This window comes from Bacillus cereus group sp. BfR-BA-01356, from assembly GCF_022663635.1.
Lineage (GTDB): Bacteria > Bacillota > Bacilli > Bacillales > Bacillaceae_G > Bacillus_A > Bacillus_A cereus.
The window spans coordinates 1-22,451 of record NZ_JAKUFX010000097.1 but is presented as its reverse complement, the minus strand read 5'-3'; the positions used below and the strand labels follow the sequence as shown (position 1 = coordinate 22,451).

The following is a 22,451-nucleotide window of genomic DNA, read 5'->3' as shown; positions in this document are numbered from 1 at the left end:
CAGTATTGTAGGACAATCCTATCGAATTAAAGATCATTTTAGCAAAGAAAATGATTGATTTTGTACATGCTTAAACAAGCGAAAATGTACATGTTTATCTTGACATTTACATTCTTAACATTCTTTAATACATAATTCCCTTCTTTTTTTCTGGATACCTCTTTAAAAATACTCTCAATTTTAGTCTTTGATATATTTTTAAGCTTTCTATAATAATACGCATTTTCAGTAAGTATTAAATCCTCTAACAACTCTCATTCCTCATCTCTTCTATTTTAAACTATGCTATCAGAAATATTAAAAATATAGTGTAATTCCAAAGATTATTCATATATTTTCATTCAACTATTAGTTTAATTATATATATAATTTCCCTTATAATCCAATGCTCTTTTTTAATGATTAGTAAATATAGCATCCATTATTATTATCAATTTTAGTTTTTCAACTAGAAAATAATATAATCATTGTTAAATAGGACTTCAATAGTGGGTATCTGAACTACGTTATAATTAAATTTTTTATATTTAAATTATTAAAATATATACTCTCAATATTCATCTTAAATTTTGTATTTCCAATATAATATTACGATAGCTATATCTATCATGATGTCCATAAAAGATCTCTTTTATCAGTTCTTTCATTTCCTCATATTTGTCTAGACAATTCATTTGTTTAATCCAATAATAGTATGTACTCCGAACAATACCAACTTTTTTCACTCACCACTTTATATAGTTTAATCCATGGGTTGGAGTATGTTCCGATGAACCTTTATTCTTTTTACTCCATCACTACCCTTAAAATACCTTCTTACCACCTTTACTTTTTCCTCTGGTGTAAATTTAACCATAAAAAAGTACACCTCAATTGTTGATATCAAACAATTGAGGTGTACATCACTAATGGAGTAAAGCTAAAGCGCTACTAGCTTCTGGTCTTGGTTTATATTTTAATTTACTATATCCGTAAGGATTATATTTTGATCTATTTTTAATATAATATTGTAATCTTTCCAAAACACATCGTTATTATTAGTTATTATTTTTCCAAGCTTTAACGAATCTTTAATTTCATCTCTAAATCGAACAAATCCTAAATTTTTATATCGATTTAATCTTGGAGGTAGCGTTTCAATACTAGATAGGTTCTCTAAGAATGAATCTGGAATAAAGCATTCATAACTATTCTTTTTTAACTCAGTTATATATCCATCTTCAATCCTTATTGTGACTAAGAAATCTTCATAAAAAGAAATACTTAATTCACAGTAATCCTGTTTCAAAAAGAAACTATCATTTACCATCCTTTTAATTGTTTGCTCAATATTTTTAATAAATATTTTTTCATAATCGTCTATAGCGGATGATTTTATTTCATAATTCATTATTCATCCCCTCTTTTTTATTTTTTTAATTTCTTTATTACATTCTTTCTTACCTTAACAGTATCCATTACTGAGTAATCAGCAAGTTTTTCATCCAATGCTTCTTCCATGAGCTCTTCTATATCATCCTTTTCAACCACTAATTTGTCTGTTATCAATATTTTATGCAAATTTTCCATAAAAATGTTTCTAGCATTATATAGTTTTTGATGATTTTTCCTATATTCAGAGTGTAAAAATGTTAACACTTCGATAGGTAAGAAAATAGGCCTTGTATCATAACCGCTAGGCAGCTTGCTATAAAAATGGCGAGCCATAGTTTCATAATTATTAGTATCAAAATTATTGGAAATAAATATATGGGCACTCAACTGCTTCTTATTACTGAATTTCGTAATATGTCTAATCTGATTTAACATTTCAACATAATCAAAAGCTTTACGTTGCTCACCTTTAGATAAATCATATCCGTTAGTATTCTTATTTAATTTACAATCATAAGAAAATACATATTGATGCTGTTTGTCTTCTCCACCTTCCGTAACTGTGTACGATAAAGCAAAAATTCCCTCAGGTACTTCTTTTCCTGACATCTTATTCCCCCACTTATCAGCATTTGGGAATAGATCTTTTAAAATATTAAATACATCATCTTCAAAATCAGAAGGGGAATAACTTTTCCCAATTAATTCTGGCTTTGGTAAATTCTCAAGTATTTCCAACGATTTAGCTGCAACACTTGATAAATAAGACTTAGCTCGATGTTCTATTGACTCATATATCTTTTCAAAGAATTCTTCTGGATTTTCCATGTTATACACTCTACCGAAGTTAATAGGGAATATACAATTATTATCATATTTTTCTATATTCTTTTCAAGCATTCCTACAAACACTATAACTGTGGGTGTTAGTGAACGGTTAATTTTTTCAAGCACTCTGTTTTGAATAGCCCCTTGATGAATAAGAATCTGTAGCGATTCATTTGTTTGTCTATTATCTAAGTTAATGAACTTATACTTACTTTTATAATACGTTTTCTCAGTATCCTTACTTAATTTCCAATCAGTTGTGTTACAAAAAGATTTAATTAGTTCTTTAACAAAACCCTGTACAGATTTTATTGAAATATTAACTGAACTATACCCATCTTTTCTTAATTTAGGATTCCCACAACTTGGGCATTCTTTTAATTCACTCGAAATACTTTCTGTATAATCACAGTTCGAATTTTCACAAGAAATAATGATTTCAGATCCCTCAAAAATAATTTTATCCTGTATCAATCTACCGAAAATTTCCTGCTCTATATCTGTAAAAGCTTTCTTTAATGAAATAGTCATCAAATAATCAGTTAAATCAGCTTTTCCAACCGTAAATTTCGAATTTGATACTAATTTATTTAACGGGATTCCGAATTTAAACAAAAACTTTTCTTCTATGTCATTTTTTGTTTCTTGTTCAATTCCACTATCATCTAAAGAAAATATTATATTTCCATCTTCTAATACTGTGGATCTTATAGTTCTACTTACTTTAGAAGTTTTAAATGATATACTCTCTATATCTTTAATACTTTCCAAGTCAATACACTCTCGTGTATATGCATCTTTAATTGAGGGTAAAACATCTCCGTTTTTCAACTCAAATGTTAAACTTGGTGAGTTAATCAACGGACTACTTCTGAACACAACCTTATTAACCATAAAATCCAATACCTCTTTATTTTCAGGTGGCGTTCCTTCTAAAACAGCACTTATAACTTTCTCTGGCTGATACTGATTAAATACCTCAGGCTTAATTTCAATTAGTGAAGTATCAAATGTTTTTTCTATATATTTCTTAATTCCTTCTTTTTCTTTTTGAAATTTTGATCTAATTTCTAAAAGGCCTGCTGTGACATCAATTTGAAACATAATTGAAACCACTTCTTTATTTCTAAATGGTTCATCAAAATCTGGTCTTGATGCATCATTTATCTGTCTGTATAACATTACAACAAGTTTTTCTTTCTCATGCTTTCCAAATGAAAATACCTTATATTTATTCTCCCGATTTGAATAGGTATACATATCATCAACAAAATCTGTTGCATACTCTGTTGGAATTTTATATGCCTTATCAAAACTCACCTTTTTACTCAATGAAAATTGAATTCCTGTTCCTTTACTATTCCAATTATGCCAAGTGTAAATTTGAATAATATGAATATGATCATTATTAAACAACTGATATAACTGACATACTTGAGAATGTTTAAAGATAGTTTCATAGTCTGAATTTGTTGATACATAATTGTAATATCTAATAACTGTTCTTTTCTTTCGATTCAAGAATTCCCTTAATAAAATTATCTCCTTTTGAGAATTAATTGGTACTTCATTAAAGCACTCAGCCTGTTCTTTCTTATTAACATCTTTTAAGTCAACATTTAAAAGCGTTGCTAATTCTGATAATTCATTAATGGTCACATTATTAAGCATGCTTTTAAATCTAATTCCTATGTCAGATGTAGACAATTCATTAATTAAATCAATTGAAACCCCAACAGATCTCCAAAACTTCACATCATTTTTATCAGAGTTTTTAAAAGTTATATTTATTGACACTAGCATTCACCCTTTATATTCTTTTTCTTCTTTTTATTGTCAGCTTTTCCAAAGGGTTAATCAAGACTTTTCCATTTATTTCACAAAATTTAATTTTAATATAATTATAAAGAAACATATGTTCTTTTTCAATTTTAAAGTTCTAAAATTATTTTTAATACCTTTGCAAAATGAGAACCAAACTAAAAAAGACCGTTTCTTAAACGGCCCATCTATAACAGGTTCAAAAATTATCTAAATTTCAAAAGATACAACGTTGGTTCAAACTTTGAATAAATTACTCTACCCTAAAGAAGATTCATAATTGCTTCATTAAAAATACAATACATCCTCGAGTAATTCCAATTTCCAATTAATCATGATTTTCTTAAATAGCGAAATAAAAAAGTAATCAAGGGACAATACTGCTGCTAAATCTACTGATCCTTTAACTACACTCATACAATCATGTGAATATCCTATTACTATGTTTCCACCATCATCTACAATCTTGAAAGCAACATTTTATAACTTGGAATTTTTAACGAATTCAGAACCAGTTATATTTATAATTTATGTTGTTTAGTTTATCACTTTAGTAGATGGTTTTTACCTTTTAAATATTGCTACTAGATCTATTTTGGTTTGTATAAATAATTTAATCAACTTAAATAGACTTAGGTTAAATGCCTTTGGAGAAACTTACTCAACCATTTTTTCTCACTACATTTCAAAGAAATAAATTCATTCTTTCGAACTATTTTTGAATAATGCCTGATAAAAAATCAGCAGTACTTGGAGCGAAATGTCTTCGAAAATTAATCCCATTGATTCAGTTATACACTTAAATTTTTTCTATTCCAATTAATTCTTTTAGTACCCTCCAAGAATAACGCTTCAATATATACTTACTTCAATTAATTTAATACTATCAATAGAAAGCCTCAATTAAATACTACTATATCTCTTTTCAAACTTTTATTTCTACATTAGCCAAGGCTGCTCCATCGTAATACTTACTTAATGCTTGAAGCATTTCTTTTTTTAGTGCTTCTTTATCTAACATTGGAGCCATCACAACTGGATAACTTTTGTTTAGTTCAAAGATTACGCGTCGACCATATCGTTCATCTTTTCCTAAATCAGGGCGACCTTTAATTTTTGCTTTCATAATTGCTGCAATCTCTAATTCATCTATAATCTTTAGCACTTTTAATAGAAATTCCTTATTACGAAAAATCTCATATTTTATTATATAGTTATACAAATCCAAATTATCAATAATTAGGTGATAATAATATTCTTTTTCTTCCATCGTATTCGCATAATCTTCTACATACTCTGTTGCTAATACACACTTGTAAATATAGTTTTCCCAGTCAAACGCCTTTGTTACAATATTTTCAAATTGATTTTGACTTTCCATAATAGTTGGGTACTTATTAATTAAATAGTCACGGTGATGTGTAATAAAGTATGAATGCCATACAGTTTCATCTAAATGCAAGTCACGGTTAGACATAATATAGTGATCCGCCAAAATACGAAATGCTTTTAAAAATTCCATTCTACGCTCTACATCACTTCCCTTTGCGATATATATTGGAAAGGGTATATTGCTTGGCAATGTAATTATTTCATCTTTAAAATACTCTTCATTTTTCATAATTTTATTTTCTATAAAATCCTTATAAAATGCTTCGCTTCTACGGTACCCTCGTTTTAACAATCGTACTTTAGTTTCCATTGACAGCCAACCCTTTCACTGCTGAGGCAAATTTCTCAATAATGCGATCTGATATTTTATAAATAACTTCATCAATATTGTCAAAACTTAATTCTTCCACCATTTTTTTGTCATCAATTGATATAACTTAAAATCAAGTGTAGTTACAGGTTCACAATTAAAGAGCTCTACTGAATCTTCACCTTCTGCATACCTTTGAATAAATTGTTGTAAAGCTGCACGTAGTCCCATATATACATATGTATTATTTAATGATTGATTTCTTGGCAATGTTACAAACTGTAAATCTTCATGACGGTAATGAATAATAATAGTTTCTGGTCCTAATTCAATTTTAATGTCTGAAGGTAAATGTTTATCCAGCTTCTTCTCAAATAAGACTAAAGGATTTGCGCGACATTCCTCAAACAGTACAATATTTGAAAAACCTAAAAGTGAACCTTTGGTTACAATAATTTCATCTTTAAATGTTGTGTAAAACTGGTCTAAATCATAATTCTCTTGAAATGTAATATTTTCTTTTGCCTGTAAATGTAATTGAATTGAAGTCCGTTTTTTACTTAAAGAGATACGCGACTTTTGAATTTCTACGTAGTTTTGGCCCTTATCTAGTACAAAGAATTTATTATCCTTTGATTGTACTATCAAAATTAATACCGCCTCTCCACTTTCAACTAAAGCAGAAAGAAAAGGAGATGAAATACTTGATTTTATTTTGAAGCGATAAGTATCCGTATTTTCTTCTAAATCAATATCTAAATTAAATTCACTACTTGCATAGCTCATCGATGAATTTGTTAATATGGGATACGGAAAATTAGCATCTTTCTTATATATCATCTGATATTAAACCTCCACATAATAAATAAATTTTAAGGCACGATTATAATTAGACTTTAAGTGAACACTTAATTGCACAATACCGTTTTGGATTGCTATTTCTTTTAAAGTATAAGTATTTAACGGATGTTCCCGGTTTGTATGTACATCTGTAATAGAATGATAGTTTTCTGAAAACATAACATGATGCTCCTCACCCATCCCATCAATTACTCGGAATGAGATATCACAAATTGTTATATTTTTCAAAACAACTTGATCGGTAAAATCAATACGTATTATTTCTCGATTCTGCAAAATGACACGTTGAACCAGACTAGGATTTATACTAAATATTTCTTTTGAATCTCCCATCTCATCTGAGACATCTTTTTTTACTTTCTTCCGTATAAGATCATTTCTAGTTTTCCTACCTCTTTTTTTACGTTTTTTTCTTTCTTCTGTCTCATCATCTCCAGTCTTTTTCCTTGTTTTTTTAATAGATGTTCCATTAACATTTGATTTCATCACTTGTTTTCCCTCACTTATCACAACGGTGCCAAGTGATTTTTCTAATTCTTTTTTGAATTGCGTTTCAATTGTGTAAAGAACATCTGCCGTATCCATTTCACCATCTGGTAAATTATTATCACGCATTTTTTTATCAACAATTTCTGCTATTTTCTTTGATAAGTCCTTAATAAATTTACGCGCATTTGCTTTTAATTTTGGGTCTTTAATTTTCGGATTCATAATTGTAGTATGTGATTCATCTTCTAACGATTTTAAATACGCATCTTCCTCTAATTCACCAATTAATACCGCATTAAAAGGCTTGGTCGCATATCCACCAACTTTAAAATCCTCAATTTTCATCCCAATGGTACGAAATATAGCTGTGCGCCCTTTTGGAATCTCTTCATTGTATGTAAAGTATAATTTGAAATTAAAGTCACGTTCACCGTTGTTTACTACTATTTGTTGTGGCTCTGAATACAAATAAGTATCTACATAAAGCGGGGTAAACTCTTTTTTCATTTTTGCTATTTCTGTCGGATAGTACATCGGATCTTTTACATAAGACTCTAATGTATCTTTACTCAATACTTCTCCATTTACGTTTACTACTAATTCACCCTTTAAAACCGCAACTGCAAAGCTATCACAAACTGTTTTAATAATTTCCACTTCATCATTAAACTCCTCCCGGAAATAAGGAATTACAATTTTTAAGCCTCGAGTATCTTTTTGAAAAATTTGATGATATGTATTTTCAAATGGTACATATTTTGTACGACCCTTTTCTAGATCCTTTACATCTGAAAAATAACCAGTTGCCCGATAAAAATTCCCACCATATTCATGCTCTACTAATTGGATTGTTCCACCAATATGCTTATCTCCATACTCATCACAATTTGCAAAATACATTAAATGCAAATCAGACGCGCTGTTTGATGCAATTTTTCCAATACCATGGGAACCTCCTCGAGCAGTTTCTAACTCTTTATCACTTTCAGTAGCATGAAAACCTTTACTATATGCATAAACACCAAATGTATCTTGTGAAGAATTACTTTGACCATTACGTGCACCTGATAAACCACGTGTGTTTTTATCTTCAAATGAGATATAGCTTACTTCTTCTAAATTTAAACTTTTTTTCATATGTTCAATTATTTCTTGTGTATATTCATTTTGACCGACCAAACTTAAAACGTGCTCTTCAATCTCTTGAATTCCTGGTATATCACTTTTATCAATCACGCCTGTTTGAATGTCAACAATGACAGGTTCTGCACTCCCTTTTAATTTCCCGTCGCGCGCATTTTGTATATTTTCACGTACTAAACCGCGTACTCCCATCCCATAAAAACGCTGTAGAACCGGATGAAAATTACATTCCTCTATATTGCTAATTTTAGAGAATTGAATATCATTTTGTGTTTTGTTTGCTGACATATATTACACCTCTCTTATTTTTTTGAACGAAATCTAAATTTAATTTCAGTATTTTCTTCTTTACGAAATTTATTTTTGAGCAACTGAATCTCTGATTCCAATGTTGATATTATTGCCTTTACATGATCATCTGTATAATCATAATTATTCCTATTTGCTAAATTACCAAGCAATCGAATTTTCTTGATTGCTTCGTTCATACGTTTCTCCCCAAGCTCTTCAAACTTCTGTAGTTTTGCATTTTTATTTTCACTACTCATATCAAACCCCTCACACACTAAATTTCTTATAAATTCACTATATTTTAAAATTATAATTTAAATATACATTATGTAGTTATCTTTCACAAACATAATTTCATTTTATTGTAAATATAATAGTATAAGTGATAATAGAATCAAATTTACTTCACCATTTCTGTAATATATATTAACAGGGCTTATACTATAATTAATTCGCCATTTCTATTTTTTAACTATAAAATTAATAGGACCTTTATGTCACGAATAAACCTAAACATATAATAAAAAGCCCCTATCGTAAGGGGCTTTTACACTTCAACTTCATTTAATTCCTTATGCTTACTTCAAATACGTTTTCCTTCAAATAAAAAATAAAAGTTAATAAGTTTCGTGTCTATTATTTCTTAATTAGATTTAATATTAACTAACAACTGATGATTTGAATGATCTATGAACAAAATGTTTTCTCATAGAATACTTATCCAAATTACTAGTTATCTGTTAAGAAATATAGAATATATCAACTAACTATAACCTTTTCCAACAATTACTGTGATTGTATGATCTAAAACGCCATTTCCATATACATATACTTTTGCTGTTGTGGAAAAATAAGTTGTTAATTGTCCAGTAGAAGAAACTTTAATCATATCATTACTAGTACGATAATTGATTATTTAAGCCTACTAATCTAGTTCTAAAGAGCTTTAATAAAGGCATTTACTATGCAACCATTTTTTATTCTCTCCTTCCTACTTTACATCTAAACTTAATATAGCTTGAAGAAAAATTTAATTTCCACTTAATATTTATAAGTTAATTTATTTTTATATTTTAAAATCTAATATCGTAATATTGTTAAGCCATTTAACAAGAACCTTTAATAACAGATGCATAATTAAAATTTATTTTTAAAAATCCCGCTCTTAAATTACAATTATTTCCTCATTTATGTTAATTACCCCTTTAAGAGGATGTTTTTTCAATTAGATATTCATTCTGTTGATTTAGTCGCTCCACCAAAGATTCATGCGGTACTCTTGCAAACTTACCATTGTGTTCTCTCCTATTTCATTCTTGACAAGTTAATACTAAATTCCATGCACAATTTAATTTCATATCTGCCGTTGATAAATATTGCACAGAGAGCGATGTAAGATGATCTACATCACAGGTATTTTCTTAACTACGCTAATAGAATTACTACTATGCCAATAAAAAACAAGAAATATTTCCCTTTTTGATACCCATTTAATGGTTTTCTTACAGAGGTTAAATATATACTTTTATGAGAGTTTAAATACCTCTTTGGTGTAATAGACTTCAAGAAAAAGAATTGCTCAAATTTCCTATCAAATATAAAATCTAACTTTAGATTTCTTTCCGTCCAAGCACTTTCAACTATTATCATCTGTTACCATCCTAGAGATTTTTAATTTTGAAAGGACTTCAATCTTAGGATTTCTCTACCAATTAACAAGGCGACTTAGCTCTATTTTCACCAGCAGCAGCTGGGCACAAAATAAACAAAAAGCGCCTGCTAATGCTACGCTTTTTATTTATTTATTTATTTATTTATTTATTTATTTATATTAATTTCATCGGCTGGTATAAAATTTCTTATATATATTAATTTAAAAACTATACAGCAATAATTAAAAACTTCAATCTTATTTGTCTGAATTAAAGCGAAATTTCAATCTCCTTTTTAACCGTTCAAATAATTTATTTTTTCAATCACTTTCTTTATTTCATATAAATGGGATGATGTATACAACTTAGTTTTATTCTCCAACTCATTCTTAAAATGCTCAATAAGTTGGTCTTTATTAGTTAACCTAGGTAAATCCTCATTTGATATATCTATTACTTCATTCATATTCTCATTAGTTTCATACCCAAAGTATACAATGGGATTAACTAAACCCTTTAAATCTCTCTTGATTCCTTCTTTAAAGTAATAATAGAAAGAAATTGCTGCGCTTTTAGCTTGATGTGCCGGATTCCCATAATTTTTAATTTTTATTATTGGTGTGTCCTCTTCTGAAGATGATTCCGTTACAAATACAAAAGTTTCTTCTTTTACCTTCCGCTTTTGATATTTCCCTATTTCATCTATCATAAATGAATATATACCACTATTCTCTTTTGAAAGTCCATGAATAATTTTCCCCTTCCAATATTTTGTTTCAATTACGTAAATCCCTGTAGTTAATAATACTAAATGATCAATTTGACTATTCCCATTCTTATTACCATAGAGATTATGTGTATTTGGTATGAATATATTAGGCATAATATGCATTTCATTATCTAGTACTAATCCTTTTTGAACAAATTCTTTTTTTATATCACATAGAATTTCTTGTGTTTTTACTTCACCTCTATTTCTTGTTGATACTTTTAAATCGGTATATAATTTATTTAATATTTTTATTTCATTGTAATGTTTTTCTTCTATTTCTTTTTTTTCTATATTGTATTGTGCATGTAATTGATTTGCGTATTTTTTAATTTCTGTATTGACACTTATCTTAAGTTCATTATATTTTTCTCTTTCCTCATTCTGTATCTCTTTCTTTATATTTTCCTTTTGTTGTTCATAATTAGCTATAGTTGCAGCTATTTCTTCTAGATAATTTTCACCAATTTTCTTTTTCTCTAACTCTAATTTTTCTTTTTCTAGTGACTGCTGCTTCAGTTTAAAATAAAAAACAAAAACTACAGCTAATGATATAAAGAATAGACAACCTAACACATAATTCATTTTCTCTTCTCCTATATTCTAATAATTTTAAACAAAATATTTCTACACAACAGTTTTCTAGTAGGCATTGTTAGTCCTTTGGTTTTTCTTTTTTCTAATCAGTCTTTTTAAAATTTATTTATTTTACTCTTTCCCTTTCGTTTTATACCTATATAAATTACTAAATTCGTTATAAAAATCACACTCCAAAATATTCTATAGAACCAATTAAGTATACTCTGATCTGCAAAAAAACTTATAATAATCATGCATATTGCTAAAACCATAATTATTATATAAAATATTGGATTCATATTTTTTAAACCGAACAAACTCTCACCTCTTCCATAAATATCATATATACATAATATTATAATACAAAAATGAATTAAACAGATTATTATTGACAATACATCACATAATTCATGTTTGTTTATTTTTTATGAGCATTATACTATTAAGGTATTTGGGTTTACAAACTTTATTATTTTGGGATACCTCTTATTTTCGAACATAGGAGAAATTTAGGTCAAATTTCATTTCATATAATTCACTAATACTAGGTTCTACCTTAGAAAAAGAAGGATTAGTTTTTATTTTCTTGAGGTGGCCTTATCAGTAATAGATAGTATTTTTTCCCTCTCCACAAAAATCAATTTAGAGAGAAGGACTAATATATTCATATCATCAACATTTATGACATATCAACATATAATAGGTTTCACTACAATGAACACATTGAAACAGATATCCTGTAAAATATCCCTTCACTGTAACAATCTTTTAAAATCATCTTGTTTTATTCTCATATCATTTATATTCTTCTCTATATCATTATGTAGTTCGTTTTCCAAATGCTCCATCTTATTCCAACCTACATCATCGATAATTGCACAGTAATCATCTTCGAATATATCAAGTTCATTACTAATAATATACATGTAACTTTTTTCAGCTGATTCAGTAATTCCTTCCGAAAAGGGAATCAATTCTCCAGATAATACTTAAGTCCTTGGAAACTGTTTCATTATTACTGTATACTTTAAAACACTAATTATTTATTCTTAACCACCTTATATCGATTGTACATATTTGCTCAAGAAGAACAATTAAATTCCTTTAAAAGTTAAACTTTCTCGCATCCAATTTCACATGAGTTGGCAGTTTAGCTTCACTAATTCGTGCTGTTATTACTGCTACCATTACTATTGCTGAAAATCGATTTCCTATATTCTTTTGTATTACCATCACTGGACGTACTCTACTATATTCACTATCTACCATTGTTGATAAATTCGTTAAAGAATACATATCCTTTATTAATCTCAATATTTTCACAACCTTACTAGTTAAAAGTAAATTTCCACCAAAAACATATAGATATTTTTCACTTTAAATAATATCAAATCATATATATATATCAAAAGCTCCCTTATACATAAGGATGAGTCTATAAAATAAATTCCCAAAATCATCTAAAACATCATAATCTTTATCTATAAAAAATTAAATTATATATCTGATAAAATTGTTAATTTAAAGGGTCAAACTATATAACATAAAAACCCCTTACTTTTTAGTAAGGGGTTTCCGGAATTAACAATAATTACGAGTTTCCAGGGTCACAAACTTCATAATAGAATGGATTAAAGCCTGTTTTATCCTTTGTTAAAAGGTTTTCACTATGATCAGGAATAATAGACAAACCTTCATAATCTTTATCATCAAAAATAAATATTTGTAAATCATTTTTATCTAACTTTTTATAGAACTTCTCTAAAATCGTTCCTATAGCTTTCCTATTTCCTGAATCAAAAGGTGTGGATATGTGGTCAATTACTAACATTGGGATTAAAGGATACTTATTTTCTCTAATCAACATATACAAAAAAGCTAAATATCCACAAAATTGAATTAAAGTGTGTCTCGCCATGCTACCAACATAATAATTTTCAAGCTTTTTATCATTTTTAGTGTCAGTACTTAGGACTTTGGGTTGCAATAGATTTCCCTTTTTGTAGTATTGAATATAAAACCCTTCTAAACTTTCATCGTTTTTAATTATATCCGAAACATCTGTAGCTGACTTATACAAACTGGTAATAAAATCTGATATTTGTTTTATTTTTTCATCATTGTCACTATTTTGCAATCTTTTGATTTCTTCTTTTAACTTTTTTATATGTTTTCGCTTAGATTCAAGTTGCTGAGCATTATACTGCACATCAATATATAAATATTCTTCAATAATTGCAATAGAACGTGCCTTTTCTGAAATATCAAAAGAAGAAAAACGAGCCTCATTTGCATATATTTCATTTTTAACTTCTTCTCGTTGTTTCTTTAATTCTTTAATTCTTTAATCGTATGAGTAGTTATTATATATTTATTAAATGAAATACGCTTATCTAAATCATTTATCATTCTAGTTATCGGATCTACTAAATATTTATATTCATTTTTATCTGATACTAATTTAGATAAATTTTGTACAAGTTTTTTTCTATTAATATTTTCTTTTTCGAAATTTTTACTATCTTCAATAGTATTTTCATGAATCTTAATTTGTTCATTGATATTATTGTATATTGCTTCTAGTTCAGATATAGTGCGAGATTTTGGTTTCTTTTTCTTTATTTCTTCTAAAGATTTAATGTTATTTATTTCATTTAATATTATATTCTTGTTTTTACCGTTATATTCCATACCGATGTTTAATTTCTTCAAATTCAGATTAATGTTATCCTTTATAAAATTCCACTTTTGCATAGAATTCTCAAGGTTTCTAGCTTCCGTTTGAAGTTTTTGCAACTCTTTTTTTAATAAAAAGATTTTCTCCAAATTATTATTAAAAATATAATTTAAAATAGCCGGTAACTTAGTAGAATACTTGATATCTTTACTTTTTGTAAAAAAATCATTCAGATTCCCCAATGATTTTTCACCCAGGAAATTAAATATTGTAAAAGTTCTATATGTCAAATTTTCTTCTGTAAATTCTCTAATATAATTCAAAGTCGAGTGATCTATTGTAAAAACAGAATTAATCTTATCCTTATATTGTGATAAAATAATAGATTCTCCCCATTTCTCATCCTTATACCTAAAATAATTAATATCTTTATTAAGCGTTCTCTTTAACATATAGGAAATCTCATTATATTCAAATTCTAATACAGCATAATTCAATGTATCTTTATACCAAACTTTATCCTTTATATTTTGCTCTCCACCAAACATATAATCGATGAAATTATAAAATTCAGTTTTACCAGAGTTATTAGTTCCTTTAAAATAATTTATGCCCTTTTCAAAATTATAGGTATATATATCTTCATTATTATCAAACATACTTAATCGATTTATTTTAAACATTTCTGACCACTTCCTTTAAAAATTGTTCATCAGAGTATTTATAACTTTCTTTAATCGCAAGATTAATAAATGATTTCTCTTCCTCAACAACTTGATCAGTTTTCTTATATATTAATTCTCCCCAATCCTCGAAAACTTCCCCATTTTTCACCAACAAATGAATAGATGCAATGATATATTTTAAATTTTCACAATAATCATCGAATAATCCTGATAACTGAGATAAACATTTTAGTACTAAATCATTCTTATTTGATGCATTATATATATTTGAACGCATAAATTTATTCTTTTTAATGAGATAAGAAAATGTTATAACTTTGTTAACACTTAGTCTTTTATGTGTTTTTAAAATTCCTAAAACTATATCACAATAGGTACTAAGCATAATAATCTCTAATTCAGACATATTTTTTTTCACTGGCCATCCTCCCAAGAGATCTTTATCTCTTCATCTATGTCATCTTTTGTAAGATAGATACATGACCCGTATCTTGTTTGATTATTTCGGACATAAGAATTATCCATTTTCTTTGTTCCATTTAACCTTTTTATTGGCGAATCATCATCATCAGCTTCCAATTCTTCTTTTACACTACAAAAATTGTCATATGTTGTATTTTCTATATTTTCAACAACATTCAATTTATTATCTTCTAAAAGACGATATTTAATACTCTCATAATATTGTTGATAGATTAGATGTTCTTCGATTCTCTTTTCAGACAAATTACATTTCAACAACTGCAAATATTCTCTTGAATGTAAAATTGATTGATCAGATAAATTAACACTTCTAGCTTTTTTAAAAGACATGTAATCTGGTTCATAATATTCTTCTTTTATACGATTGCTTATATCCTCAATTTTTTGCATCATCTGTTGAAATGTACATACATAAGGTCTTTTATTGTCAACAGATGCTATTATATCACCTGTGATATTTATAATAAGCTCCTTTACTCTCAGCGCAAATATAAGATCACTTATACCACTTCTCCTAAAGTGAAGTGCAAATCCATTTAATATTTTATTATTTAAATTTTGTTCTGAAACAAACTTGTATTTGGCCTCTACTTTTTTATATGCCTTTTCAAACCTTTCGGGATCATTTATATACTCCGATTTAACTTTACTAATTAAAGCATTAGATTTCTTTGTTGAATTAATAACTTCTTCGTACAATTCTTGGTGAGAAATATCAAATAACTCTCCTGTATTACCGTACTCATCCTCCGTATATAATATGTATTTACTGATATCAGAATTTTTAGACTCAATCAATAACCAGTTAAATAGTAACTTTTTCTTAGTGGTAACATTAATTTTTGTTCTTTTTACTTGAATTGCATAATACCCATCTGATATTCTTAATAAACTTCTAAAGGAATCAGATTTTTCATCCATTGAAACATGTACTTTTGTATTATTGACTACAACATCCTCTAAAGTTTCAAATTCTATCTGTTGATTATTTCCAATCATCTTCGACATATAATATACAAACACACGTATTTGATATGCAAAACCACTTAAACTTTTAATTCCACTTTCATCATTAGACATATTTTGATAAGGATTCACTCAAACCCCCCCATATTACAATAGTTTTATACTTTTTATTTAATCTGTATATTTCAAATCTTTAAATCATCAAAAAACACTCATAGAATCCTCATACTACTTTAAAAAGAATTAATTTCAAAGAATTGATCAAAATCACCTTGTTTCTTACTATATAGATACTTAATTTTATAAGAAATTTATATTAAATACATCAAAACAATATATCAATTCATTAAGTTGAAAGAATGTTATTAATATCCTTTATTTTATCGAATTTATATTGCAACTCTTAGTTCCAAGACATATTTCTAAAAGCAGCGTTTTTTTGATAAGATTTATGAAGCAATGCTTTTAATAAGTTTAAACCTTTTTGATGGTGCTCATCAAAAGAAGTATAAACATTTTCAATTTTATCAATGGGAATGGGCTTAATAAACTCAAATAATTCTCCTAAAATCCCCACCATTATATCTGATAATTGAATAAAATCACTATCATCTGACTTAATGAATTTATAATTTTTCATCTCTTCTTGATCTAGTTTTATTCCAGTCTTTTTAATTTCATTCTGTACGTCAAATTCCTCATCAAAAAAATGAAATGCATTTTTAAACATAAATATAGGTCTAGCATACATCATATAATATTCTTTAATCAGAACTTTATCCTCATTATTAACTAAAAAAAGAGGCTCCTTCTCTCTTCCATAATTAAACATTTTAATCAAATCTTCCTTACATTGTAAATCAATATTATCTATTACCTTAGTAGAATTTATACAATTAATCATTTCATTATAAAAAGATGGACTTAGATTAATTCCTACATTAGGATATTTATATTTATCAAAAATCCCCATAAAATTATCTATATTTTTGTAGACAATTTGGTATAAACATGTTTTCAAATAATTACCTAATTCAAAATCCACCTCTAATGAATCGATAATATCTACACTAGAATAATATAAATGATTCAACATTGAAAAATGAATATAAATATCATTTACTAAAAGCCGACCTGTAAAATCATGCATTTTCCTACTGTGAATACATTAAAAAAAATCACTTCCTCCTCCAAAAATGGTTTTAAATTTGATTGCACTTTTAATTTTTTCTTTAGAGAGTCAAATGAAACTTCTATATTTTTAATATTGTCTTTTTCTAACACTACACCTCCCAAAACAAAATCCTTATCTTTGTGAGTATTTAATCTCCCGTTTTTTATTTTTAATTTTCTACAATTATTCGTTTCATCATAATAAAAATTATAATTGACATCAAAATCCAAATTAGGATCTATGCTTTTATACATAAGAATTGTATTTTCTCTAAATCTTGAATCTAAAAAATCCATATTTACCTCCATTTGTTTGCTATATTAAGTTATGATACTAAACAATTTCAATTTTTTGTCTGTTTAATTCCAATTACTATAAATTCAAATACTCTAAAATTACCTCTATAGTAGCCAAGGTAATTGTAATATTTATATTATCTAAATAACAATAAATGGAGTATTCACAATTTTATTTTACTATATATTTTTAAATATGTTGATAGTTATTTAGCATCCATAGTCATGATGAAACCTTCCGAAATTATTCTTTTATAGCCAATATCAGATATGGATTGAAGTATTTTAACTAATATTTCCGAATTAGCTAAGTTGTCATAAGAAAACTTATTTAGCCAACTTTTAACTATCATTGATTCTTTCTCAAGTTTAGATTTAAGATACAACTCAGAACCAGAGTAATAGCCTGCTTCAATATAATCGTTACATAGCATACTTAAAAAATTTTCAGCCGCTACCTTAAGATATTGTTCTCTTGATAATTCTTCAACACTATACTTTCCTGTATTTACTTTTGGTATCGAATCCATGTTAAAATGATTTTGTTCATTTTTATTTCAAATCAAAACTAAAATCCCCAATTACATAATTATATTAATATATATTATAATTAAATTATATCCTTATTCAAAGGAAATTTTAAAAAGGAGGAATTACAATGGCTCTATTCAGAAACACGAGACTTCAAGAACTAGAAGATACCTTTTTAGAAGGAAAAACTTTTGAGGAAGGCGACTTAGCATTCTCTTTAACCTTATCCGAAATTCTGCCGTTCACTACACGAATAATAGATTATCGATGGAAGGTTAGATTAGCAGATGGTTACGAGTTCGAAACCTACATGGGAAATGAATTACTTTCTCTACCGTATACACGATTAAGAGATATTCAAGAGAAGATTTCTTCACACTTAGGCACTTTAAATAGTGAACAAATATCAATGGAAATAGATCGTACAATTCAAAATATCTTTGATGAATACAGATATTGACCCCCCACCAGTGGGGGGTTCTTCGTTCTCTATTGCTGGTTAGTTGAACCAAACCGGCATATGCCGGCAACATTCCCCACAGATTTTCCTTGTTTTTTATTTATCCCAATTATAAAATTTAACTTCATAATGTCGCACTTAGAGTCTACTAATCGCTTATATTCATTAAACACATTCTAAAAATTCCTTTTAAAGTAATGATTTCTACTCTTCTTTAAAATAATTCTCACTCACCTCTTAAATTGGCTAATAGCATCCTCTAAACAAGCTTCAAGAAAGTTCTCTTGATACGATGCCTGGGGTGCTTCCTTTAACAACTCACCCATTTCCTTTAGAACACCATGTGTAAGATTATCTAATTGCTTTAATCGGTTAAGATGAATTTTCTTATCCGACTGTTGCTCTTGATGTAACTCTTTAGAATAAGCAATCGGGTGGATCACCTCTCCATAGCGACTATATAGCTTATCATTCATTTTTAATCCTTCCGGATCCATATCGAAATTAGTCTTAATGATTACAGTAGAGTTATATGGGATAAGTTTATCGAAGAACTTCCATAATGCATAAGAAAAATGTCCACTCGTACACACAGAAGGAGGATAACACCCAACTTCTTCTTTTACTGATTCAATAAAAACCTTGTAAAGAATAGGATTTTCAAATGCATAAACAACTTTGAATGATTTAATTGGATAGAATTTTTCTACCTTTATAAGCTCACATAAAGGTAACTTCAAAACAGTGTCATGCTTTGTTGCTAAATCAATATATTCTATTGGTAAACCTCTTATATCTTTGGCATAAAGACCTGTGAATATCACATCACTAGAAATATCATCTCTAATTAAATTATAATGATTCAATATATCATTGATGTCTTCTATAGATAATTTAGATGATAATTGCGTATTTGTTATTTCCTTCTCATAGGCAATTGTCAATATATCAAAAAATAAGTCGCCTAATGAGGTTTGTACATCATAGGCATGAGGATCTTTTGTCATTTTAGCTGCAAACATAGTAACATGCGTCATTTTACTTAAGGGTAAAAGCTGTATCGACTGGCTTAAGTGGGATAAATATTTCCTTAAAGTAGAAGATGATTCTTCATACAAATTCATAAAACGTTTATATCCTCTTTCTTTTCTCTTTATTGAGACTATATAGTATTGATAATAAGGGTGGCTTGTATATTTAGATACATCTTCAATAAATTGAACCTTTCTGCTTCTTTTACGCTCATCAACTTCTTTTTTACTAACGATGTTTTGAGAAAAATAACATTCTAATAAATCGTCCAAATTTACGCTATCATAAACTGTTTTTTCTTTTAATCTTTTCTCAAAAGTAAGTAAGCGTACTTTAATATCGGTATCCTTAAAATTGATGTTAGGCATTATCCCATCCAAACATTCCTTTTCCTGATCTGTTGCGTTTTTTAAAATTACAACACCTTTTACTCTTCCGTATCGAATAACTTCTTCTCTAAACAAATAAAAAAGGCGGTCGTAGCCACCTTTTGAACGAAAATAGTTCACTGTTTCTTGAATTTGAGAATACAATGAAAATCAACTCCATTACATATTGGCCGAACCAGGATAGTCTTCGCTTAATGAGTTATTTTTCACATATTCTTTGTATTTTCCATTCCAGATATACCTTCCGAAATTGATTTCTTTACTGTTCTTTGGTCTGATTAGTTCATAAATCGATAATCCTTTCAAAGCTGGAGAACAACCAGAAACGAATTGACTGTTCGAAATAAAGTCAAACTCAAGTTCCTCAAGTAACTTATACATTTCATTAATATTTTTATTATCAATTCCAGCCCAAACTTCATCCATTGAAATAATACGGGGCGAGTCATAATGAGCTTCGCCATAACAAGAACTAACTGCTGCTAATATCGGAATGTATAAAGCTAATGCTCTTCCACCGCCACTGAACTTTCCAAACTTATCTTGATCCACAAGAGTGAATTCTTCTTCGTTAACGTACTTTGATATAAGCTGGAATTCAAACCAATTACGGTAATCAAGTATTTCTTTAAATGTTTCTTTTAAATCGAAACCAGTATATTGGTCTAAACCTTGTTCTAGCTTCCTTGTTTCTATTTTACTTCTGAAATGATCAATTAACTTTTCACGATCTTCGGGCTTTAACAAAGGAGCATCAATTTCGAGTAAACGAACAATTTCTCTTGTATTTAGTTCTTCTTCGGTTGTAGCTTTCAATGGTACCCACTTAATTCCGAACTGTAGCCCGCCCCCCGTATTGATGTTCATCATAATTTCATTCAGGTCTTTTACCCATTCTCTCGTTTGACTAATTTTCCGCTTAATTGTTCGACCAATGGAACCCAATAGAATTTCCTCATACATTCTCTTATCCCGCTCACTTAAATTAGCTCGCTGCAAGTCCATGCGTTCTTTGAGAACGGAAAGCACATAACGTGGTTCTCTTCGTTGGATAATGCCGTTAATTTGTATGTCTAGAACAAGTTTGTACTTACGTAGAGAAATGAGATTGTTCCATTCCGTCTCTAAGTTCAATTCGTCTAACTCTGATGGAATCTCAAGGTTATCCTCAACGTTACTAACGTATTCATCAAGAATTGGAGAATACTGTGCAATTGCTTGTCTAGACTTATAGAATTCATTTAATAACTCTTTTTCAGACCGTGTACAAAGACTCCTTAAATCTTCTTTCCCGACCAGATAATTACGAGCAATTTCCAAATACCCCTCAGCTACTCTTCTCAAAGTATCATTTTCACCTAACGTGAAGAGGGAGCTAAAATACTTTTCCCATGCATCTCGAATAACCTCTCTAACGCCTTGCTCTATTAACATAAAACTTATCTTCTCACTTAACTGCAATGATTTACTTTCTTCTTTAAGCAAATTTTTTCTGAGATAGTCCTTTTTATCAGGAATGGACTGTAATTCTTTCATATATTCTAGGATTTGCCTTTCATTATCAAGTAGCCCCGAATGCTCCATCTCTTCCATTATGACACTGATTTGAACTTCAATTTTCTGTAATTCCTTTTCGTGTGACAAAATCTCTGCAGATAAATTATCTACATCCTCTAGTAATGACTGCTTTTGTGTGTTGTATGAGTCCATCGATTGTTGAATACTTTTTAATTCGGTATAAGTCATTTTAATTTGATTCAAATGACGATCATAACGGTGCATTTCATCTCTCACTTGTGAAAATGCTTCAGATGTTAATGGAATTTCTGTAAAATCTGCTTCTACCTGAATACGTCTAGTCATTGTATCCATTTCGTTTTGAAGAGTAGTAAGCCTTTTTCTTACAGAATCTAACTTAGTCTCAAAAATATCATTTATACTCTGTTCGTTCCTGTTTGAAGCTTGATATAGTTCTAAAATTTCATTGCTATCTGGTAGATTATGATATTCATCATCCAACAAATCCAGCTGTAGAAATAAATCGCTCTTTTCTTGTTGTAATTTCTCTAGTTCATGGGAGATTTCGTCTAACATATTTTCCAACGATGACATAATTTGTTTTTTATAGTGAATTTGCACCCATGCCCATCAACTTAAGAGTGAGCACAACCTGAGCTTTCGACTCATCGGATCAAAACATTCCTAAAATAAAAGCATACTCTTAAAAATAAGCATCTCAAATAAACCC

21 protein-coding genes and 1 pseudogene are annotated in these 22,451 nt (G+C 28.4%); 1 reads left to right on the top strand and 21 read right to left on the bottom strand.

Annotated elements, in window-relative coordinates; all coding sequences use genetic code 11:
* Positions 1-566: 566 nt before the first annotated feature.
* The 19 genes and pseudogenes from MR168_RS24450 to MR168_RS24370 all read right to left on the bottom strand — a co-directional run.
* Positions 567-707, bottom strand: a pseudogene (locus MR168_RS24450) (IS3 family transposase); the annotation flags it as partial.
* Positions 708-955: 248 nt separating this feature from the next.
* Complete coding sequence (locus MR168_RS24445; RefSeq protein ID WP_153579075.1) at positions 956-1,390, bottom strand: hypothetical protein; 435 nt, start codon at positions 1,388-1,390, stop codon at positions 956-958.
* 17 nt (positions 1,391-1,407) lie between these two features.
* Complete coding sequence (locus MR168_RS24440) at positions 1,408-4,005, bottom strand: hypothetical protein (RefSeq protein WP_153579074.1); 2,598 nt, start codon at positions 4,003-4,005, stop codon at positions 1,408-1,410.
* Positions 4,006-4,311: 306 nt separating this feature from the next.
* The gene (locus MR168_RS33435) at positions 4,312-4,440 is read right to left on the bottom strand and encodes a hypothetical protein (protein ID WP_258116086.1); all 129 of its coding nucleotides are present in this window, start codon (positions 4,438-4,440) and stop codon (positions 4,312-4,314) included.
* Positions 4,441-4,948: 508 nt separating this feature from the next.
* Complete coding sequence (locus MR168_RS24435) at positions 4,949-5,725, bottom strand: hypothetical protein (protein ID WP_153579073.1); 777 nt, start codon at positions 5,723-5,725, stop codon at positions 4,949-4,951.
* Between the two features lie 87 nt (positions 5,726-5,812).
* A complete protein-coding gene (locus MR168_RS24430) occupies positions 5,813-6,565 on the bottom strand; it encodes a hypothetical protein (RefSeq protein WP_228497299.1) in 753 nt (250 codons plus the stop codon).
* A gap of 6 nt (positions 6,566-6,571) precedes the next feature.
* Entirely contained in the window at positions 6,572-8,506 is a 1,935-nt protein-coding gene (locus MR168_RS24425; RefSeq protein WP_153579072.1) for a hypothetical protein, read from the bottom strand.
* A gap of 14 nt (positions 8,507-8,520) precedes the next feature.
* Positions 8,521-8,766, bottom strand: a complete 246-nt coding sequence (locus MR168_RS24420; protein ID WP_153579071.1) for a hypothetical protein — start codon at positions 8,764-8,766, stop codon at positions 8,521-8,523.
* Positions 8,767-9,272: 506 nt separating this feature from the next.
* Positions 9,273-9,398, bottom strand: a complete 126-nt coding sequence (locus MR168_RS33430; protein WP_258116087.1) for a hypothetical protein — start codon at positions 9,396-9,398, stop codon at positions 9,273-9,275.
* A gap of 1,058 nt (positions 9,399-10,456) precedes the next feature.
* Positions 10,457-11,515, bottom strand: coding sequence for a nuclease-related domain-containing protein (locus MR168_RS24415; protein ID WP_153579070.1), 1,059 nt, complete (start codon positions 11,513-11,515; stop codon positions 10,457-10,459).
* A gap of 746 nt (positions 11,516-12,261) precedes the next feature.
* Positions 12,262-12,483: a CbrC family protein gene (locus MR168_RS24410; RefSeq protein WP_153579069.1), complete on the bottom strand. Its 222-nt coding sequence runs from the start codon at positions 12,481-12,483 to the stop codon at positions 12,262-12,264.
* A 130-nt stretch (positions 12,484-12,613) separates the two neighbouring features.
* Positions 12,614-12,823 (bottom strand): type II toxin-antitoxin system PemK/MazF family toxin, encoded by a 210-nt coding sequence (locus MR168_RS24405; protein ID WP_228497296.1) that lies wholly within the window; start codon positions 12,821-12,823, stop codon positions 12,614-12,616.
* A 277-nt stretch (positions 12,824-13,100) separates the two neighbouring features.
* On the bottom strand, positions 13,101-13,718 hold the full coding sequence (locus MR168_RS24400) for a hypothetical protein (RefSeq protein WP_242291559.1): 618 nt from the start codon (positions 13,716-13,718) through the stop codon (positions 13,101-13,103).
* A 119-nt stretch (positions 13,719-13,837) separates the two neighbouring features.
* Positions 13,838-14,845 carry a hypothetical protein gene (locus MR168_RS24395; protein WP_242291558.1) on the bottom strand — a complete coding sequence of 336 codons (1,008 nt, stop codon included), beginning with the start codon at positions 14,843-14,845 and terminating at the stop codon, positions 13,838-13,840.
* A 16-nt stretch (positions 14,846-14,861) separates the two neighbouring features.
* Positions 14,862-15,290, bottom strand: coding sequence for a hypothetical protein (locus MR168_RS24390; RefSeq protein ID WP_153579067.1), 429 nt, complete (start codon positions 15,288-15,290; stop codon positions 14,862-14,864).
* Positions 15,287-16,453 carry a hypothetical protein gene (locus MR168_RS24385; RefSeq protein ID WP_194810840.1) on the bottom strand — a complete coding sequence of 389 codons (1,167 nt, stop codon included), beginning with the start codon at positions 16,451-16,453 and terminating at the stop codon, positions 15,287-15,289. The genes MR168_RS24390 and MR168_RS24385 overlap by 4 nt, the downstream gene beginning before the upstream one ends.
* A 271-nt stretch (positions 16,454-16,724) precedes the next feature.
* A complete protein-coding gene (locus MR168_RS24380) occupies positions 16,725-17,471 on the bottom strand; it encodes a DUF3800 domain-containing protein (RefSeq protein ID WP_228497294.1) in 747 nt (248 codons plus the stop codon).
* Positions 17,444-17,791, bottom strand: a complete 348-nt coding sequence (locus MR168_RS24375) for a hypothetical protein (RefSeq protein WP_228497292.1) — start codon at positions 17,789-17,791, stop codon at positions 17,444-17,446. The genes MR168_RS24380 and MR168_RS24375 overlap by 28 nt, the downstream gene beginning before the upstream one ends.
* A 206-nt stretch (positions 17,792-17,997) precedes the next feature.
* The gene (locus tag MR168_RS24370) at positions 17,998-18,321 is read right to left on the bottom strand and encodes a hypothetical protein (RefSeq protein ID WP_153579066.1); all 324 of its coding nucleotides are present in this window, start codon (positions 18,319-18,321) and stop codon (positions 17,998-18,000) included.
* Positions 18,322-18,449: 128 nt separating this feature from the next.
* Here MR168_RS24370 and MR168_RS24365 point away from each other — a divergent pair, with 128 nt between their 5' ends.
* A complete protein-coding gene (locus MR168_RS24365) occupies positions 18,450-18,782 on the top strand; it encodes a hypothetical protein (protein WP_074790053.1) in 333 nt (110 codons plus the stop codon).
* 230 nt (positions 18,783-19,012) lie between these two features.
* Here the strand turns inward: MR168_RS24365 and MR168_RS24360 are convergent, their stop codons facing one another.
* Both MR168_RS24360 and MR168_RS24355 read right to left on the bottom strand, forming a co-directional pair.
* Positions 19,013-20,347, bottom strand: a complete 1,335-nt coding sequence (locus MR168_RS24360; RefSeq protein ID WP_153579064.1) for a TIGR02679 domain-containing protein — start codon at positions 20,345-20,347, stop codon at positions 19,013-19,015.
* A 15-nt stretch (positions 20,348-20,362) separates the two neighbouring features.
* Positions 20,363-22,315 (bottom strand): SbcC/MukB-like Walker B domain-containing protein, encoded by a 1,953-nt coding sequence (locus tag MR168_RS24355; RefSeq protein ID WP_242291557.1) that lies wholly within the window; start codon positions 22,313-22,315, stop codon positions 20,363-20,365.
* Positions 22,316-22,451 lie beyond the last annotated feature (136 nt).